Genomic DNA, 19,046 nt, shown 5'->3' with positions numbered 1-19,046 from the left:
GCGGTTATTTCGCTTCATCCGGACGAGACAGACGGTATACGTAAGCCGCGATCACGTGGATTTTATCTTCACCCAGCGTGTCTTTGAACGCCGGCATCTGGCCGTTACGGCCCAGACGCAGAGTCTGTTCAATCGAACCAGCAGAACCGCCGTACAACCAGGTACTGTCGGTCAGGTTAGGCGCACCGAATGGCAGGTTATGGGCTAGCGAGCCTTTACCATCCATACCGTGACAGGCCGCACACATACCGAATTTAGCTTTACCAGCGGCAGCGTCATTATCGTTGACTTTACGGCCAGACAGGCTCAGTACATAAGCGGTCATTTCTTTCACGCCCTGGTCACCCAGTGCTTCACCCCAGGCTGGCATTGCTGCTTTACGGCCATGGCGCAGGGTTTCTACGATCTTGTCTGCAGTGCCACCGTATAACCAGTCGTTATCAGTCAGGTTCGGGAAACCACGTTGACCGCGGGCATCAGAGCCGTGACATTGAGCACAGTTTTGCAGGAACAGACGTTGACCGACTTTTAATGCGTCTTTGTCAAATGCCAGCTCTTCAACCGGACGACTGGTGTATTTAGCGAACTCTTTGGCAAAAGTACCTTCAGCTTTGATGTATTCTGCATCCAGCTGAGAAGGGGTACCCGCGGCTTTTTGTGCTTCAATCGCTGCTTTTGATTCAGCCAGTGATTTTACGCCCTGGTTTGAGCTGGTCCAGCCAAACAAGCCTTTCCAGTTACCTAAACCCGGATAGGCCGCAAAGTAATACACCGCCCAGACGAAGGTGGCGTAAAACATAATGGTCCACCATCTTGGCAGCGGGTTATTGATTTCAGAGATCCCGTCAAATTCATGACCGGTGGTTTCGTTTTCGGCAACGCCAACATGGTTTTTCAGGTTCCATGTCAGCAACACGAAGCATACAACCAGACATGCCAGTGTTAATACAATGATCCAAGCACTCCAAAAGCTACTCATGATCCGACTCCTGTTGTTGTTTTTGTTGTGGCTTTTGCTCATCAGCAAAAATTGCGTTTGCGGCCTGGTCAAAATCTGGTTTGCGTTTTAACACAAACAGCCAGAACACCAGGGCGATAAAAGCCACAAAAATAATCACGGTGAAAATGCTGTGTAAAGTAACGAAGTCCATGGCAATTACTTCAGTGCAGTGCCCAGTGATTGCAGATAGGCAATCAGGGCCTGCATTTCAGTTTTACCTTTCACGGCTTCTTGTGCAGCGGCAATTTCTTCCGCTGAGTACATCACACCGTCTGCGTCGTCTTTGTGCATTTTGCCTTTGGTCAGCACGTTAAATGTTTCCATCTTCTTCGCTGTTAGCTGACCATCCAGCACTGTGCTATCCAACCAAGGATAACCAGGCATATTGGACTGCGGCACCACAGAACGTGGGTCCATCAGGTGGGCATAATGCCAGTCATCGCTATAACGACCGCCGACACGGGCCAAATCCGGACCTGTGCGCTTAGAGCCCCACAGGAACGGATGTTCCCAAACACTTTCACCGGCAACAGAGTAGTGACCGTAACGTTCCACTTCGTGGCGGAACGGGCGGATCATCTGACTGTGGCAGTTAGTACAACCTTCGCGGATAAACACATCACGACCTTCCAGCTGCAGCGCTGAATAAGGCTTGAGGCCATCCACAGGTTCGTTGGTTTCGCTGATAAACATCAGTGGCGTGATCTCAACCATGGTACCGAAGCTAATCGCGACGACAGTCAGAATACCGAGCCAGCCAACGTTTTTTTCAATTTTATCGTGATAATTCTTAGACATGACCGACTCCTTATGCCGCTTCTGCGATTGGCTCTAACGTACCTTGTTTGGCACGTACGGTTTTAATCACGTTGTAGGCCATGACCAGCATACCGGTGACGACGAAACAACCACCGATGAAGCGCATCAGATAGAACGGATAAGAAGCTTCCAGCGACTGTACAAAGCTGTAAGTCAGGGTGCCGTCAGTATTGACTGCACGCCACATCATGCCTTGCATAATACCGCTGATCCACAGAGCGACGATGTACAGAACAACACCAGTCGTGTGTAACCAGAAGTGGGTGTTAATCAGTTTGACGCTGTACATACGGCCTTGCGCAAATACAGCAGGGATCAGGTGATACAGTGCGCCGATAGAGACCATCGCAACCCAGCCTAAAGCGCCTGAGTGAACGTGACCAACGGTCCAGTCTGTGTAGTGAGACAGTGCGTTGACTGATTTGATTGCCATCATCGGGCCTTCGAACGTCGACATGCCGTAGAAAGACAGAGAAACAATCAGGAAACGTAAGATAGGGTCAGTTTTCAGTTTATGCCAGGCACCTGACAGCGTCATGATACCGTTGATCATGCCACCCCAGCTTGGGACAAACAGAATGACCGACATCACCATACCAACGGACTGAGTCCAGTCTGGCAGGGCAGTGTAGTGTAAGTGGTGAGAACCAGCCCAGATGTACAGCGCAATCAGTGCCCAGAAGTGCACGACTGACAGGCGGTAAGAGTAAACCGGACGGCCTGCTTGTTTTGGTACGAAGTAATACATCATACCGAGGAAGCCAGCAGTTAACAGGAAGCCTACGGCGTTGTGACCGTACCACCACTGCACCATCGCATCGACGGCACCGGCGTAGATTGAATAAGACTTGGTAAATGAAACCGGGATCACCATGCTGTTTACAATGTGCAGCGCGGCAACAGTGATAATAAAACCACCGTAGAACCAGTTAGCAACATAGATGTGGCTGGTTTTGCGTTTTACCAGAGTGCCGAAGAATACTATGGCGTAGCTGATCCAAACGACTGCAATCAATAAATCGATTGGCCATTCCAGTTCGGCGTATTCTTTGCTCTGGCTGATACCCTGTGGCAGGGTGATCGCTGCAGCGATGATGACGACCTGCCAGCCAATAAAGGTAAACATGGCAAGCTTTTCGGCGAACAGCCGGACCTGACAGGTACGCTGAACGACATAATAAGACGTGGCGAATAACGCACTGGTACCAAACGCGAAAATCACCGCGTTGGTGTGGAGAGGACGAAGACGGCTATAAGTTAACCAGGCAGTATCAAAGTTCAGTGCTGGCCAGTAAAGTTGTGCCGCAATTAAAACACCCACGCTCATGCCGACTATGCCCCACAACACGGTTGTGAGTGCAAATAGGCGGACAACTGTGTAGTTGTAGTCAACATTTAACGATTGTGTATGGCTCATGTTGAGTTCCGCTGCAGTTTTTTGCTAGTTAGTAAATGAAAACACCCGAGGGCGACCTTTCTTATTTTAGATTTGCCGTAACTGCCGCCAAACCACTGACTCAGCTCGCTTTCACAGCCCATCTTTGCGCCGGATCATACGAGCTTTACCCCTAAAAAGATAGGCAGATACGTCGGTTTTATGATTTAGAACAATGTTGCTGCTCAGAAAATATTCAATTGAAGCAACAATTTCCGTTGCAGTGTAGATAGGATAGAATAACGGCCCGTGCTGTAAAGGGAATGACCGATGTCTTTTAGAAAATGCCTGTGGTTGGTGCTGATATTCTGTTGTGTGTCCTGTACGCCACAGGGCGGGCAACAGTCAGAGGTGCGTCAGGTCCAAAAAGGGGCTGCCGAGCTCAACTATCAGCCGGCGCGGCTGCAGACCGAAACGCCGCTGAGTTTAGCGATCCGTACGCCATTGGGCTGGCAATTACACAAAGCGACCCTGGTTGGGCTGAGTATGGAAATGCCGCGCATGCCGCTGTTTTTCACTCAGACCGTCGAGCAGGCGCAGTCAAACTGGCAAACACAGTTTTTAATTGGCGCTTGTGCTGATGCGCAAATGACCTGGCGGTTGGAATTACTGTTTATTGATGACCAAGGCGCTGAGCAGCGCCTGTCTGATGAGCTTGTCGTCTATCGGCGCTGACGCGCATCGCCATGTTTGGTTAAAGTCTGCCAATCGTCATCTGTAAGTCCAGCGCTTTTGTATCCTGCAGCGATAAGCGCGCCGTTTCTGCACAGACAAATTTCGGCCATTGCTGCGGGCCAATCTCTTTGGCTGCACTGCCTTTGACCTGGCCTGGGTTCCATATCACAGACGCATCATGGCCGGCCTGTTGTAATAACAGGGTCGCCGGGGTCTGCAGGGTCAAAGTCGCGGCAGCGCCTTGATAAATTCGGTCTATTTCGTCGCCAAACTGCAGCGCTGCTGATGTCTCGGCAGGCTCTACTTTATTTATAAAGGTCGCTGGCAATGGCGATACTGTCGCGTGACGCACATCATCACAGGCAAAATAAGTATGGAGTGCTGCCTGCTGTCGCGTTAAGTCATTGCAGTGCAGATGCAAATGCAGGCCCTTATGGTTCAGCAGATATTGGCACTGCAACCTGACTTTGCCGGCTTGCCATGGGATATTGTCAAATTCAGCCTGCAAAATCAGCAGCGCGTGATCGCTGCAGCTTTCATCGGCGACTTGCTGCCACAAATGGGTACGGGCCAGACCATGATTTGGCACCTGCTGTTGCGTCAATGCCTGATCGACCGGACCAAACCAGGGCCAACACACTGGCACACCACCGCGAATTGGATGCTGGTTTTGCCAATCTGTGGTCGGTGACAACCAGAGCAATTCTTCGCCTTTGAGCGTTAGTGACAACACCTGCCCGCCATACAGCGACACAACGGCCGTGTAGTCAGCAAAACTAAAGCGGATGCAGGGCAAAGCAGTGAGATGTGCGAAACCGTCCAGATGAATAAAATTTGCCATAAATTTAAGCTCTTAGCAGCGAAAGTCGGTTTGATTGTGTGCCGGACAACCCTGAGAAGCAAGCTGAGCATCGGGACTTTTTCACTGGTCCGCGCTGAGCAGTTGTCGTGGCAGGAGCAAGATCAGTTGTTCTACGGTCGCAAACCGGCTATTGCTTTGATCTTGGCATAAAAAAAGGCGACCGAAGCCGCCTCAATCTGAAAGCAGGTTGCTTAGGACTTCATCAGTTCAACAGTGTTATCGAGCATCCGATTAGAGAAACCCCACTCGTTGTCGTACCAGGCCATCACTTTGACCAGACGGCCGTTCACCCGCGTTTCGGTGGCATCAAAAATCGACGACATCGGATTGTGGTTAAAGTCGACTGATACCAGTGGCAGGTCGTTGACTGCAAGGACCTGATTCATCGGGAACTGCGCCGCAGCGTCACGGATGATTTGGTTCACTTCTTCAATCGTCGTTTCGCGACCGGCAATGAAGGTTAAGTCGACCAGCGAGACGTTGATCGTTGGTACACGCACCGCCAAGCCATCAAACTTGCCTTTTAACGCCGGCACTACCAGACCTACCGCTGCTGCAGCACCAGTTTTGGTTGGGATCATCGACATCGCAGCAGCACGTGCACGGCGCACATCGGTGTGATACACATCAGACAAACGCTGGTCGTTGGTGTAAGCGTGGATAGTCGTCATCAGGCCAGACTCAATGCCGAGAATATCGTTCAGCGGCTTAGCGATAGGCGACAGACAGTTCGTGGTGCAGCTGGCATTGGAGATAATGGTCATTTCCGGGGTGATCACATCGTGGTTCACGCCATATACCACAGTCGCATCAACATCTTTTGCCGGTGCAGAGATGATGACTTTTTTCGCACCCGCAGTCAGGTGAGCGCCGGCAGACTGGCGATCAGTGAACAGACCGGTACATTCCAGCACCACATCAACTTTTAAATCAGCCCAAGGCAGATTGGCCGGGTTGCGTTCGCTCAGTGTCAGGATCTCGTCCTGATTGACATAAATCGCTTTGTCAGAATGCTCAACATTGGCGAAGAAAATACCGTGCGCCGTGTCGTACTTCAGCAGGTGTGCGTTAATCGATGCGTCACCTAAATCATTAATGGCGACGACTTTGATGTCGTATGACTTCTTACTTTCATATAAAGCACGTAAAACATTGCGGCCGATACGGCCAAAACCATTGATCGCGACACGAATTGTCATAAGGCACCCCTGATGCTGTCGAATTGTGTAGTAAAATTACATGTTTTTCCGCCATTTTCAAGCGGAAATTTGTTATGCAATCGTATTTATGTAATTTAATGACGTAATCTGCGATTTTGCCATCGACGCTGTTTTTTAAAGTCTTATACTGCTTGGCAAAGCCGGTTGCGGGCACAGAACCCAATTGTAAATCCGGCATGGACAGAGCGACGAAACCGAGTTGGAGCCTTTATGGACAAAACACTGCTGGCCGAACTGATCGGCTTTAATGGCATTGAAACGCAATTTACCGATGCCTGGGGCAAGCCTGCCGAAGTGGCAGAAAAAGATCAGTTACGCATGCTTTCAGCATTGGGCTTCGACGTCAGTGACAATGCCAAAGCAGCCGCACAGCTGCGTGAACGTCAATTGCTGCATTGGGCCGAGCCATTAGATCCGGTGTCGGTGCAAAACCGGGCCGAACAATTGAAGTTGGAATTGCGCCTGCCACTGGCACTGGTGCATCAGGCGCTGACAGTGACGGTTATCAGCGAAGCCGGGCAGTCGCAGCAGTTTAAGCTGGTTGCAGTCGACGACGGTGAGCTGACTCAGGTCTCCGTGTTTGATGAAGTGGAATATCAGCAATACGAATTCATGCTGCCGCTGGCGCTGCCTTACGGTTATCACCGTCTGGAAGTACAGATCGACGGCGACGACGACGATTTCAGTCAGTCATTGATCGTAGTGCCGGAGCGTTGTTATCAGCCAGAAGCGTTTACGCAGCAAAAGCAGTGGGGCATTTCGGTGCAACTGTATGCGGTAAAGTCGGATCTGAACTGGGGTATTGGTGACTTTGCCGATTTAGCTCAGCTGGTGAATTATCTGGCGGCGCAGGGCGCAGATTTTGTTGGCTTGAACCCGATCCATGCTTTGTATCCGGCAATGCCGGAGTCCGCCAGCCCATATAGTCCATCAAGCCGGCGCTGGCTCAATATGATTTATCTGAGCGTGGCGCAGATGCCAGGCTTCAGTCAGTGTGCTGCCTTGCAGCAACAGCTGGCGCAAGCAGATTTCCAGGCGCAATTACAGGCGCAGCGCGACAAACATTGGGTCGACTACAGCGGCGTGATGCAACTGAAATTGCCGGCCCTGCGCGCGTTGTATCAATGGTATCTAGACCACGGCCAAAAAGATGTGGCGCTGTCTGCTGAATTTGACCGGTTTGTCGCTGAAGGCGGCGACAGCCTGCGTCAACTGGCACTGTATGACGCGCTGCATTTGCATCTGATTGCCAAAGATCCGCATGCCTGGGGCTGGCCAAACTGGCCGGAACAATATCGCAGTGCAGACAGCGAGGCAGTGCAGGCATTTGCATTAGCCAATCAGCACGACATCGGCTTTTTCAGCTATCTGCAATTCTGTGCGCAGCAACAGCTGGCCAAAGTGCAGCAGCAAGCTAAAGAGCACGGTATGTTACTGGGCCTGTATCGCGACTTAGCGGTCGGCGTCAGTGAAGCTTCGACCGAGATTTGGGCTAATCCGGATTTATACTGTCGCGACGCCAGCGTCGGTGCGCCACCGGATATTCTGGGGCCAAAAGGTCAGAACTGGGGCCTGCCGCCGATGTATCCATACGAATTATTCCGCCAGGCTTATCAGCCAATGATTGACCTGTTCCGCGCCAATATGCGCGATTCAGGCGCGCTGCGGATTGACCACGTGATGGCATTGTTGCGGTTGTGGTGGGTTCCCAAAGGTTCAGTATCCGCTGGTGAAGGCGCCTATCTGTATTATCCAATCATGGACTTACTTGGCATTTTGGCACTGGAAAGTCAGCGTCAACAAGCGGTAGTGATTGGCGAAGATCTGGGCACAGTTCCAGATGGCATCTTTGAGCTGCTGCAGCAGTTTGGCATGTACTCCTATCGCATTTTCTTCTTTGAACAAGCGGAAGATGGCGGTTACATCTCTACGGCGCATTATCCGGTGCAGGCGATGTCGGCACTGACGACTCATGATATGCCAACGCTGATAGGTTTCTGGCACTGTTCAGATCTGAAATTAGGTTTACAGCTCGGTCTGTACACCGAAGAGATCCTGCCAGGCTTGTATCAGGACCGCCATGCGGCCAAGCAACGCATCCTCGATTCGCTGCACGGTCACAATATGCTGCCGGCCGATTATCCACGGACGGTGGAGCATCTTGGTATGGATCGCACTTTGAGTTTTGCCTTACAGCAACATCTGGCGCGCGGCAGTTGCCAGCTGTTATGTCTGCAACTGGAAGACTGGATGGAGATGACTGAGCCGGTAAACGTGCCGGGTACCAGCGATGAATATCCGAACTGGCGGCGCAAACTGAGCATGACATTGGAACAACTGGCGCAGCAGGAACATATCAAATCTCACCTGAAGCAATTGACAGTGAACCGCAGAACAGGCTTATATTCATAATCTTAATGCATATAGCTCCGGTACCTTAGTACCGGAGCCCCCGCAATTCCCGCTTTTAATGACACAGGATTTGTTATGCCAGACCATCAGCTTCAAGCTCTAAACGACGTGCGTTGCGCGCAGCCATTTACCGTACTTGGCTGGCAAACTGCAGAAAAAGGCCTGTTGATCCGGGCCTTTTTGCCATCTGCACTGCAGGTGGAAGTCGTAGCACTCGACGATGGCAAATCGCTCGGCGTGATGACGCCGGTTGCGGCGATAGCTGGATTATTTGAACTGGCGCTACCGCGCCGGAAAAACCCGCTACCATATCGTCTGCAAGTGCAGACCGCGCATCACAGCTACAGTGTGATTGACCCTTATCAATTTAAAGATGAAGCGTTTTTCGCCGTGCATCACGTCAATACCCGGCCGGAAAATCTGTACCAGCAATTAGGGGCGCAGCTGGTTGAAGTCAAAGCAGGTAAGCAGACGATCAGTGGGACCCGTTTTGCCGTGTATGCACCGCATGCCAGTGCCGTCAGCCTGATCGGCGATATGAACAACTGGGACGGGCGTTGTCATCCGATGGAACGCACAGCCTGCGGTCACTGGGTGTTGTATGTGCCGGAAGTGGCGGCAGGCGTGCGTTACAAATTTGAAATCAAAGATGCGGCCGGGCATTTATTACCGCATAAAGCCGACCCAATGGCTTTTGCGGCGGAACAATTCCCGTCGCATGCGTCTTTAGTGTTCGACCACAGCCGCTATCAGTGGCAGGACAGTGCCTGGCAAAATCGCGACCACCAGCCGTACCAAAGCCCGATGAGCATTTATGAAGTGCATCTTGGCAGCTGGCGCACCCATGCCGATGGCAGTTTCCTGACATATCCGGAACTGGCAGAGCAGCTCATTCCGTATGTGCTCGATATGGGCTACACCCATATTGAACTGCTACCGGTGCTGGAGCATCCTTATACCGGCTCTTGGGGCTACCAGCCGCTGGGCATGTTTGCGGTTACATCGCGGTTTGGCACACCTGATCAATTTAAGGCCTTTGTGGATGCTTGCCATGCCGCCGGCATTGGCGTGTTACTCGATTGGGTGCCGGCGCATTTCCCGGAAGATGGTCATGGCCTGGCACGGTTTGATGGCGGTCATCTGTATGAATACGCCGACCCGCGTCGCGGCTGGCATCCGGATTGGAATTCTTGCATTTACGACTTCGGTAAAGACTATGTCCGGCAATTTTTAGTCGCCAGTGCTTTGTTCTGGCTGGATAAATTTCATATTGACGGCCTGCGTGTTGATGCCGTGGCGTCGATGCTTTACTTAGATTATTCACGCGAACATGGTGAATGGATCCCGAATATCGATGGCGGTAACCACAATTATGAAGCCATCAGTTTGCTGAAATGGCTGAATCAGGAAGTCTACAGCAAGCATCCGCGCGCGATGACCATCGCCGAAGAATCGACCTCTTTTGCCGGCGTCAGCCGCCCGGTCGATTTAGGTGGCCTCGGCTTTGGCTTCAAGTGGAACATGGGCTGGATGAACGATACGCTGCGCTACATCAGCAAAGATCCGGCCTACCGCAAATACCATCATAATGATCTGACGTTCTCGATGGTGTATGCCTACAACGAGAATTTTATCCTGCCACTGTCCCATGATGAAGTGGTGCACGGTAAAGGCAGCATCCTGAATAAAATGCCGGGCGATGAATGGCAACAGGCGGCCAATTTACGTGCTTATTACGCCTTTATGTTTGCCCACCCTGGCAAAAAACTGAATTTTATGGGCAATGAATTCGGTCAGGGCACTGAGTGGAATCATAATCTGGCTTTACCGTGGTTTTTATTGGATTTTGAAAAACATCGTGGTATTTCGCAATTGTTCCGCGACCTCAATCACACGTATCAGCGCTGCAAACCTTTGTACGAGCTGGACCATCAGGCGGGCGGTTTTGCCTGGATTGACCATCAGGACGCCGATCACAGCACGGTATCGTTCCGCCGCTTAGACAGCAGTGGTGATGTGGTTTATGTCGTCAGCAATTTTACTCCGGTCGCGCGCACACAATTTCGCTTGCCGGTGCAGGTGACGGGCACTTATGAGGTGATCCTGAACTCTGATTCTGCTTATTATTGGGGCAGCAATTATCCGGTTGGGCCGCATTTGCAGGCGGGGGATGACTTGCAACTGGCGCTGGAATTGCCGCCGCTGTCGACTTTGTATTTACGTCGTTGCCGTTAACATGAGTTTGCTATGAACGTTGAATTGCTCACGGATTTTGGTCATGCCGCGCCATTGGGAGCGGTCTGTACTGACATCACCATTGGTCGCTGGAATTTTGCCGTGTATGCGCCGGATGCCAGCAGTCTGACGTTGTGTCTGTTTTGTCCAGATACCGAAGAACCGCTGGCTGAACTCGCGTTTACGGCCAGAACCGGCGATATCTGGCATGTACAGGTCCAGCATATTCCGGCTGGAAGTTTGTATCTGCTGCGCGCCGAAGGCGCAGATCGTCCGGCAGAAGGGTTCACTTTTACCAGCAACCACCTGTTAATTGACCCCTATGCGCGGAAGCTGAACCGTGCCGTGGTATTTAACGAGCGCCTCTATCAGAGTGACAGTCATTACATGCTGGCCAAAGGCGTGCTCGAAGCTGATGATTTTGACTGGCAGGCCAGTCAGAAACCGCGGATCCCGCGCGAAAAAACCATCATTTACGAAGCGCACGTCAAAGGTATGACGATGTTGCATCCGCTAGTGCCGGCAGAACTGCGCGGCACCTACGCTGGCATGAGCCATCCGGCCGTGATCAACCATTTGAAGCATCTGGGCGTCACCACCGTGCAGTTGCTGCCGGTAGCAGCCTTTATGACTGAACCACGCCTTGAGAAGCTGAAACTGAGTAATTACTGGGGTTACAATCCGGTGTGTTTTTTTGCACCAGATCCACGCTATCAGCTGGTTGACGCAGTAGCGGAAATGAAAACGCTGGTGCGTACTTATCATCAGCATGGGCTGGAAGTGATCCTTGATGTGGTGTTTAACCACACGGCAGAAGCCGATTGTTATAACCTGAGTTTGCGCGGCCTGGCGAATCGTCAATATTATCTATTTGAAAATCATGCAGATATCACAGACTATTCGGCCTATTGTAATTACAGTGGTTGCGGCAACACGCTGAATCTGGCGCATCCGGCCACACAAAAACTGGTACTGGACGCATTGCGGTACTGGCTGACCGAGATGCAGGTTGATGGCTTTCGGTTTGATTTAGCGGTGACGCTGGCGCGTGAACACAAACGGTTTACGCCTTTTGCCACTTTCTTGCAGATCGTCGCCCAAGACCCGGTGTTATCCGGAGCCAAATTAATCGCCGAGCCTTGGGATGTCGGGCCTTATGGCTATCAATTGGGGCAGTTTCCGGCGCATTGGTCGGAATTAAACGACAAATTCCGTGATTCGATGCGGTCGTTCTGGCGCGGTGATCATGGCAGTCTGAACGAATTCACCACGCGTTTATTGGGCTCGCGCGATATTTTCCAGAAACATCATAAGCCGGCCGCCTGTTCGGTCAATTATCTGGCTTATCACGATGGTTTTACCTTACATGATGTGGTCTGTTACCAGCAAAAACATAACTGGCTGAATGGCGAACAAAACCGCGATGGTCACGACCATAACCTGAGTCTGAATCACGGTGTGGAAGGCCCAAGCAGTGATGCTGCGATTCTGGCATTGCGTTATCAACATAAACGAAATCTGGTGGCCAGCCTGATGCTGAGCCAGGGCATGATCCACTGGCTGGGTGGTGACGAGCTTAGTCATAGCCAGCAGGGCAATAACAACGCCTATTGTCAGGATAATGAACTGAGTTGGTTGAACTGGCAGCTGGATTACCACGCCACCCAATTTCAGAGTTTTGTGCAGCAAATGATTACGGTCCGCCAGCAATACTCTTGCTTGCAGCAGTTGTCATTGCTTGATGATCAGTACCAGCGCCACGGTGATAAACATCAGGTGCATTGGCTCAATGCCGATGGCAGTGAAAAAACCGAAGCGGACTGGCATTTGCCGGCAACGCGCTATTGTTATTTTGTCATTGCCAGCAGCGGGGCTGATGCTGAGATTTTAATGATGATTAATGCCGGTTCTGAGCCAATCAGTTTACAACTGACCGACCGGCCCTGGCATTGTGTGATGGATACGTCATTTGAAATGGGGCTGGTGTCACCGGTACAACTGGCGGATGCCGCGTATTTGCAGCAAGGCAATTCGTTGTCATTGTGGGTCAGCCAGCACGGACATCCGGCATTGTAATAAGTTTTTATACGGAGAGTGACCGGTCTCTTTATGTTCGTTAGTCTTAATGGTCTGAACAGCATAAAGAATTTCTGCCGGCGCTGCCGGGCGCAGTTTTTTTCCAGTATAATCGCGCCCATTTTGCGACAGCAGCTTTTTGAGGAATGGGAATGACAGCGTCAACGCAATTGTGTGACATCGGCTTTGTAGGTGCAGGAGTCATGGGCAAGAACCTGATCCTGAATCTGGCGGATCACGGTTATCGGGTCGCCGCTTTTGATTTGGACCACAAAAAGCTTGAGTCGGTGATCACGCAAGACTTGCTGGAAACCGGCGGGCAGGGCGGCCGGGTCATTGCCTGCAGCTCTTATACTGAATTGTTATCCCGCCTGACCCAACCGCATTTAGTTATCTTGTCCGTCCCTGCCGGAAAACCGGTCGATGATGTCTGTTGTAAGCTGATCGACGCCGGCATCGCGGCCGATGATATCGTGGTGGATACCGGTAACAGTCTGTGGACTGATACGGTGCGCCGCGAAAAGCATTACGAAGGTAAATTCATTTTCTTTTCGACAGCTGTTTCAGGCGGTGAAGTCGGAGCCCGTTTTGGTCCTAGTTTAATGCCAAGCGGCGACCCATACGCCTGGACACGCATTGAACCGGTCTGGCGTGCCATTGCGGCGAAAGTCGACCCTGCTACCGGCCGCGCTATTGAGCGTTATGAGCCGGGTAATCCGGTGAAAGAAGGCGACGCCTGTGCCACTTACATCGGCCCGTCAGGCTCTGGCCACTACGTTAAAATGGTCCATAACGGCATCGAATACGCTGATATGCAGCTGATTTGTGAAGTTTACCAGGTCATGCGCGACGCACTCGGCATGTCGGCGCTGCAGGTCGCAGAAGTATTTAAGAGCTGGAATCAGGGCATTCTGAACAGTTATCTGATGGAGATCAGTGCTGAAGTGCTGGCGACTAAAGATTCGGAAACAGGTTTGCCACTGGTGGACGTGATTCTGGATAAAGCCGGCCAGAAAGGCACCGGTTTATGGACGGCGGTCAGCAGCCTCGAATTGGGCTGTGCTTCTCCGACTATTGCCGAAGCGGTCTATGCCCGTTCGATTTCGACCAACAAAGAACAACGTGTTGCGGCGTCAACGATACTGGCGGGCTCCAGCCACGATAAACCACTCGAATCACAGCGCGAAGCCCTGATCAAACAGCTGCATGATGCGCTGTACTGCGCCAAAATCTGTGTCTATGCACAAGGTTTTGATCTGATGAAAACGGCCGGCGCTGAGCACGGCTGGCAGCTGAACTTCGCAGAGATCGCCAAAATCTGGCGGGCAGGTTGTATCATCCGCGCCGTATTCCTGCAATCGATCACTGACGCCTACGAACGCAATGACGAACTGGCAAACTTGCTGGTTGATCCGTTTTTTGCCAAGCAAATTTCGCTGAATCAGATGAACTGGCGTCGTGCTGTGGCCGAAGCAACGATGGTCGGTGTGCCAGTACCGGCATTAAGTTCTGCGCTGAGCTATTACGACTCTTATCGCACCGCAGTGTTACCGGCCAATCTGTTACAAGGCCAACGTGATTATTTTGGCGCCCACACCTTTGAACGCACCGATAAAGCCAAGGGCAAGTTTTTTCATGTTGACTGGAGTTTGCCTGGCCGCCCAATGGTCAAAGTTAAATAAACCCAAACGGAGCAGCAAGATGAAACTCAGTGCAGCACAATGGCGTGAACGGCTCAGTGATGAAGAATATCGGGTCACGCGGCAAAAAGGCACTGAGTATCCTTTCAGCGGCACCTTGTTATATAACGAAGCGACTGGCACCTACTGCTGTGTTTGTTGTCATCAGCCATTATTTAGTTCAGACACGAAGTTTGATGCCGGTTGTGGCTGGCCGTCATTTTCTGCGGCACTGCCAGGTCAGGTCAGATACGCCGATGACTTCACGCATGGCATGCAAAGGACGGAAATTCTTTGTATGCATTGTGACGCACACTTGGGGCATGTGTTTGACGACGGGCCGGCGCCAACAGGGCAGCGCTATTGTGTGAATTCAGTATCACTGGTTTTCGACGGCAAGTAGTCGTTGACAGTATAAAAAAAACGCGGGCTTATCACCCGCGTTTTTTTATACCAGTTTCAGCGGTCGTGCGCAGAAATCCGGGCTTTTCCACCTTATAAAGTTACTGAAACACCGGCGGCTTAAACTGACCCGCTTCCAGACCTGCAACAGTCTCGTCGGCCAGTGTTTCGATTTTGTCTTTATCCAACGCGTTATCTTTAGCCGATTTGAGGATCATATCAAATTCAATCCGCTCAACGCCGGCCGCTTGCGCCACTAAAGCCCAATGATAGGACTCCGGTAGTTTGTTTTGTTTGAAATACAACGTGGTCAGGCTGGTGTAGATATCTGTGTCTACCACTTCGCCGGCTTTGTATAACTTCAGCGCATCCAGCATCGTCGTGATCGCCAGACTTTTATCTCTCTCGATGTAATAACGGGCCAAAGCAAATTTTAAATCCGGCGTATTGAGCTGTCCGGCTTGAGCGGCCTGCTCAAATTTCTCCAGATGGGGCCGGCTCTGATGCCGTGACCAGTGGTAATACAGCAGCCCCGGATAATCTGAGGTGACCGTTTCATCGGTCAGACGTTTGATTTCGTTTAATGACACCATGTAGCTGTCGACACGGGCAGTGGTCTTTTCTTTCAGCTTGATGTGTTCGATACCTTTGGCCAATTCCATACACTTGGAGTACTTTTCAAAATCCAGCAGCAAGCGATATTTGTTGGCGTCCGAAGGTAACTTTTGCTCACCGAAACGGGCCAGAATCGTTTCCGAGCGTTCCACCCGGCAGTGACCGTCTTCGATTAAATCAGTACATAAACCGGGTTTTTCCTGGCAAACCTGGGTGATATTGAGTTCTTTTTCCCCACAGGCGCTCAGTAACACTAATAACGGTAACGACGACAAAAGTCTCTGCATAATCCCTCCGATCTCTATACAACCAGCATACGCAAAAGCTTTGAAAAAATCATTTGTAATTGTTGTTGTAGGGTTACGAATTCAATTACAATATGGCGCCCGCTGTGGCACCTGTCCCCTAACATTCGTTAACTATGAAGTAAAAGGCACAACAGCATGACCTTATCTCACGAAGAACAGTATCAACGCAGCTGGCAGGAACGCCAGGAGTACGCCGAAAATATGCAGCCGATCATTGGTCGCCTGTATCGAAATAAAGGGATTGAGTTGGTGGTGTATGGCAAGCCGCTGGTGAATGCCACCACGATTGACATCATCAAAGCCCACAAAACGGTAGAGCGCTTTGAACAACAAAAACTGCGTCTGCGTGAGAGTTTTCCGGTGCTGGAAGCAATCAGCAAATTGGATCTGGCGCCTGGCCGGATAGACCTTGGCAAACTGGCATTTGCCTATGCTTATAAGAATGCTGCAGAAGGCCTGAGCCTCGAGCAGTATCTGCAACGTGAACTGGCCGATTTACTCGGACAGGATGACAAAATTAAACCAACAGATGTGGTTTTATACGGTTTTGGCCGTATCGGCCGGCTGTTGGCACGCCTGATGATTGAACGTGCCGGCCCAAGCGCTAAGTTGCGTTTGCGCGCTATTGTAGTGCGCGGTGGTCGCAAAGGTGATCTGGACAAACGGGCCAGTCTGCTGCGCCGTGATTCGATCCATGGCCCATTTAACGGCAGCATCACCGTTGACGAAGAAAACGGTGGTATCAAAGCCAATGGTACTTTTATCAAAGTAATCTACGCGGACTCGCCGGAACAGGTCGACTATACCGCTTACGACATTCATGATGCGTTGGTTGTCGACAACACCGGGATTTGGAAAGACGACAAAGAGCTTTCTATTCATTTCAAAGCCAAAGGCGCCGCAAAAGTGTTACTGACTGCGCCAGCTAAAGGTGATGTCAAAAACGTCGTGTATGGTGTCAATCATAAAATGATCACGGCGGACGATCGCATTGTGTCGGCAGCCAGCTGTACCACTAATGCCATCACGCCGGTATTAAAAGCGCTGCATGACGAATACGGTATCCGTAATGGCCACGTTGAAACTGTGCACTCATACACCAACGACCAGAACCTGATCGATAACTATCACAGCGCTGAGCGTCGTGGCCGCGCTGCACCGCTGAACATGGTGTTGACGTCAACCGGAGCTGCATCAGCTGTTGCCAAAGCGCTGCCTGAGTTAAAAGGTAAGCTGACCGGTAATGCGATCCGCGTACCGACACCCAACGTGTCGATGGCAATTTTGTCACTGAACCTGAACAAAGAAACTGACCGCGATTCACTGAATGCATATTTGCAAAAAGTGTCGCTGTTTTCTGACTTGCAGGATCAAATCGATTTCACCAATTCAACGGAAATCGTCTCCAGCGATCTGGTTGGCTCGCGTTACGCCGGCGTGGTTGATTCTCAGGCTACAATTGCCGAAGAAGATCGCTGTGTGTTGTACGTTTGGTATGATAACGAGTTTGGCTACAGCACGCAGGTGATCCGCGTGATGAACGAGATGGCAGGTATTTTCTATCCGACCTTACCTGTGGCGCTGTAAGTCACTACGCTGTTTGAACTGTGAACACAATAGCCGCCTGCAGGCGGCTTTTGTTTGCCTGCTGTTTACCGCAAAGCAAAGTAGCCAATCGCCTTGACAAGACAGGCGGCGCGCTGATGTGGTAGGCTTCGACGGTCCTTTTTACCCTGTGCGGAACCCTAACAATGAAAATCACCTGTAATTTTGACAGTGGCAATATCGACATCATTTCTGCCGATCGCATCGACGATATTCGCCTGGCTATTCGCAAAGACAATATGTCTGAATTTTATCAATGGTTTCATTTTCGTCTGCACAGCGACAGTTTCGAGCCGCATACTATCCGGCTGACGAATGTCAACACATCGGCTTACCCCAAAGGCTGGGCCGATTATAAAGCTGTCGCCTCTTATGATCGCGAAACCTGGTTCCGGGTCGATACCGCCTTTGACGGTGAGCACCTGGTGATCACGCATTATCCGGAAGCTGAATCCTGTTATTTCGCTTATTTCGCACCTTACAGCTATGAGCGTCACCTGGATCTGCTGGGCCAGGCGCAGGCGACCGGCCTCGCGCAGCTGGTGGATTTAGGTAACACCCTCGATGGCCGCGATATGAGTTTATTGGTGATCGGCGAGCCAGCCGACGGCAAGAAAAAAATCTGGATCACGGCACGGCAACATCCGGGTGAGACCATGGCGGAGTGGTTTGTCGAAGGTTTACTCGACCGACTGCTGGACCAGGACGACGGAGTCGCCCGCCAGCTGCTGAGCAAAGCGGTATTTTATGTGGTGCCGAATATGAACCCAGACGGCAGCGTGCGTGGGCATCTGCGGACCAACGCGGTGGGTGTGAACCTGAACCGTGAGTGGCAAACGCCAACGCTGGAAAAAAGCCCGGAAGTCTATCTGGTGCGGCAAAAAATGCTGGAAACCGGCGTCGATATGTTTCTCGATATCCACGGTGACGAAAACCTGCCGTACAACTTTGTCGCCGGAGCCGAAGGCGTGCCATCTTACAATGCAAAAATGGCGCAGCTGGAAACGCTGTTTAAACAGACTCTGCTGGCCGTCACGCCTGAATTTCAGACCGAATATGGTTATGAACTCGACGCTCCAGGTGAGGCCAATCTGACGATTGCTTCGACCTGGGTAGCCGAACAGTTTAAGTGTCTGGCTTACACTTTTGAGATGCCGTTTAAAGACAACGCAAACTTGCCAGACGAACAATTTGGCTGGTCAGATGTGCGCTCGAAAAAACTTGGTAATGACACCTTGATCGCGGTGCGTGCCGTGGTTGATCTGTTGTAAGCAAGTCACCATATAACAGCAGCAAGGCTGACCTTAGCTGCCAACAGGCCGGTTTGCAAAGCCGGCCTTTTGTTTTATAGTGCCAGTGTTTTTTCAGGTAGGTATTTATGGCGATAGTGGCGTGCCCGTTTTGCGGCAAAAAAGTCTCCAGTAAAGCAGCCAGCTGCCCGCATTGCGGCAAGGGGCTGGCCGAAGTGTCCCCGCTCCAAATTGAACGTATTGCACGTGATAAGCATCTGGCGTTGGGGCAAAGCATTAATAACCACGCAATGATTTCGATTTTGTTGTTTTTAGGAAGTTTTGTCTGGTTGTACTTCCGGATGCCGGAAGAGGGCAGCTGGCAATCCTGGCTAACTTATGGCGTGATGGGACTTGGGGCCGCAGGCTATGTGATCTCCAAAGTCCGTATGGTGATGTACAAGAGGAAATAAC

Annotated in this window: 16 protein-coding genes; 9 read left to right on the top strand and 7 right to left on the bottom strand. The window is 51.3% G+C overall.

What is annotated here, in order from left to right:
- Positions 1 to 4: 4 nt before the first annotated feature.
- Genes ccoP through ccoN form a run of 4 tightly spaced genes read right to left on the bottom strand, consistent with a single transcriptional unit; the run spans position 5 to position 3,236 of the window.
- Positions 5 to 979 carry a cytochrome-c oxidase, cbb3-type subunit III gene (gene ccoP / locus ACQ66Q_RS05100; protein ID WP_430455796.1) on the bottom strand — a complete coding sequence of 325 codons (975 nt, stop codon included), beginning with the start codon at positions 977 to 979 and terminating at the stop codon, positions 5 to 7.
- Complete coding sequence (locus tag ACQ66Q_RS05095; RefSeq protein WP_348728383.1) at positions 972 to 1,151, bottom strand: cbb3-type cytochrome oxidase subunit 3; 180 nt, start codon at positions 1,149 to 1,151, stop codon at positions 972 to 974. Before ACQ66Q_RS05095 ends, ccoP begins: the two co-directional genes overlap by 8 nt.
- A gap of 5 nt (positions 1,152 to 1,156) precedes the next feature.
- Complete coding sequence (gene ccoO, locus ACQ66Q_RS05090; protein WP_430455795.1) at positions 1,157 to 1,798, bottom strand: cytochrome-c oxidase, cbb3-type subunit II; 642 nt, start codon at positions 1,796 to 1,798, stop codon at positions 1,157 to 1,159.
- Positions 1,799 to 1,808: 10 nt separating this feature from the next.
- Positions 1,809 to 3,236: a cytochrome-c oxidase, cbb3-type subunit I gene (gene ccoN / locus ACQ66Q_RS05085; RefSeq protein WP_430455794.1), complete on the bottom strand. Its 1,428-nt coding sequence runs from the start codon at positions 3,234 to 3,236 to the stop codon at positions 1,809 to 1,811.
- 288 nt (positions 3,237 to 3,524) lie between these two features.
- Here ccoN and ACQ66Q_RS05080 point away from each other — a divergent pair, with 288 nt between their 5' ends.
- A complete protein-coding gene (locus tag ACQ66Q_RS05080) occupies positions 3,525 to 3,929 on the top strand; it encodes a hypothetical protein (RefSeq protein ID WP_430455793.1) in 405 nt (134 codons plus the stop codon).
- 19 nt (positions 3,930 to 3,948) lie between these two features.
- On the opposite strand, the gene ACQ66Q_RS05075 is transcribed toward ACQ66Q_RS05080, so the two are convergent.
- Positions 3,949 to 4,770, bottom strand: coding sequence for a D-hexose-6-phosphate mutarotase (locus tag ACQ66Q_RS05075; protein WP_430455792.1), 822 nt, complete (start codon positions 4,768 to 4,770; stop codon positions 3,949 to 3,951).
- Between the two features lie 212 nt (positions 4,771 to 4,982).
- Positions 4,983 to 5,990 (bottom strand): type I glyceraldehyde-3-phosphate dehydrogenase, encoded by a 1,008-nt coding sequence (gene gap, locus ACQ66Q_RS05070; protein ID WP_377243197.1) that lies wholly within the window; start codon positions 5,988 to 5,990, stop codon positions 4,983 to 4,985.
- Positions 5,991 to 6,221: 231 nt separating this feature from the next.
- On the opposite strand from gap, the gene malQ reads away from it, so the two are divergent.
- The 5 genes from malQ (at position 6,222) to msrB (ending at position 14,816) form a co-directional block, all read left to right on the top strand.
- Positions 6,222 to 8,423, top strand: coding sequence for a 4-alpha-glucanotransferase (gene malQ, locus ACQ66Q_RS05065; protein ID WP_430455791.1), 2,202 nt, complete (start codon positions 6,222 to 6,224; stop codon positions 8,421 to 8,423).
- A 75-nt stretch (positions 8,424 to 8,498) separates the two neighbouring features.
- Positions 8,499 to 10,658, top strand: coding sequence for a 1,4-alpha-glucan branching protein GlgB (gene glgB / locus ACQ66Q_RS05060; protein WP_430455790.1), 2,160 nt, complete (start codon positions 8,499 to 8,501; stop codon positions 10,656 to 10,658).
- A gap of 12 nt (positions 10,659 to 10,670) precedes the next feature.
- Entirely contained in the window at positions 10,671 to 12,734 is a 2,064-nt protein-coding gene (glgX, locus tag ACQ66Q_RS05055; RefSeq protein WP_430455789.1) for a glycogen debranching protein GlgX, read from the top strand.
- A gap of 152 nt (positions 12,735 to 12,886) precedes the next feature.
- On the top strand, positions 12,887 to 14,416 hold the full coding sequence (gene gndA, locus ACQ66Q_RS05050) for an NADP-dependent phosphogluconate dehydrogenase (protein WP_430455788.1): 1,530 nt from the start codon (positions 12,887 to 12,889) through the stop codon (positions 14,414 to 14,416).
- Between the two features lie 19 nt (positions 14,417 to 14,435).
- The gene (gene msrB, locus ACQ66Q_RS05045) at positions 14,436 to 14,816 is read left to right on the top strand and encodes a peptide-methionine (R)-S-oxide reductase MsrB (protein ID WP_430455787.1); all 381 of its coding nucleotides are present in this window, start codon (positions 14,436 to 14,438) and stop codon (positions 14,814 to 14,816) included.
- A 100-nt stretch (positions 14,817 to 14,916) separates the two neighbouring features.
- On the opposite strand, the gene ACQ66Q_RS05040 is transcribed toward msrB, so the two are convergent.
- Positions 14,917 to 15,717, bottom strand: a complete 801-nt coding sequence (locus ACQ66Q_RS05040) for a DUF2989 domain-containing protein (RefSeq protein WP_430455786.1) — start codon at positions 15,715 to 15,717, stop codon at positions 14,917 to 14,919.
- Between the two features lie 156 nt (positions 15,718 to 15,873).
- On the opposite strand from ACQ66Q_RS05040, the gene ACQ66Q_RS05035 reads away from it, so the two are divergent.
- From ACQ66Q_RS05035 to ACQ66Q_RS05025, 3 genes are all read left to right on the top strand, one after another.
- The gene (locus ACQ66Q_RS05035; RefSeq protein ID WP_377243182.1) at positions 15,874 to 17,325 is read left to right on the top strand and encodes a glyceraldehyde-3-phosphate dehydrogenase; all 1,452 of its coding nucleotides are present in this window, start codon (positions 15,874 to 15,876) and stop codon (positions 17,323 to 17,325) included.
- A 164-nt stretch (positions 17,326 to 17,489) separates the two neighbouring features.
- Entirely contained in the window at positions 17,490 to 18,614 is a 1,125-nt protein-coding gene (locus ACQ66Q_RS05030; RefSeq protein WP_430455785.1) for a M14 family metallopeptidase, read from the top strand.
- Between the two features lie 107 nt (positions 18,615 to 18,721).
- Entirely contained in the window at positions 18,722 to 19,045 is a 324-nt protein-coding gene (locus ACQ66Q_RS05025) for a zinc ribbon domain-containing protein (protein WP_377243178.1), read from the top strand.
- Position 19,046: the final 1 nt, after the last annotated feature.

The sequence above is a fragment of the Rheinheimera sp. genome (genome assembly GCF_965283995.1).
Classification (GTDB): domain Bacteria; phylum Pseudomonadota; class Gammaproteobacteria; order Enterobacterales; family Alteromonadaceae; genus Pararheinheimera.
The sequence above is the reverse complement of the archived record's forward strand: the minus strand, read 5'-3'. Positions and strand labels throughout refer to the sequence as shown.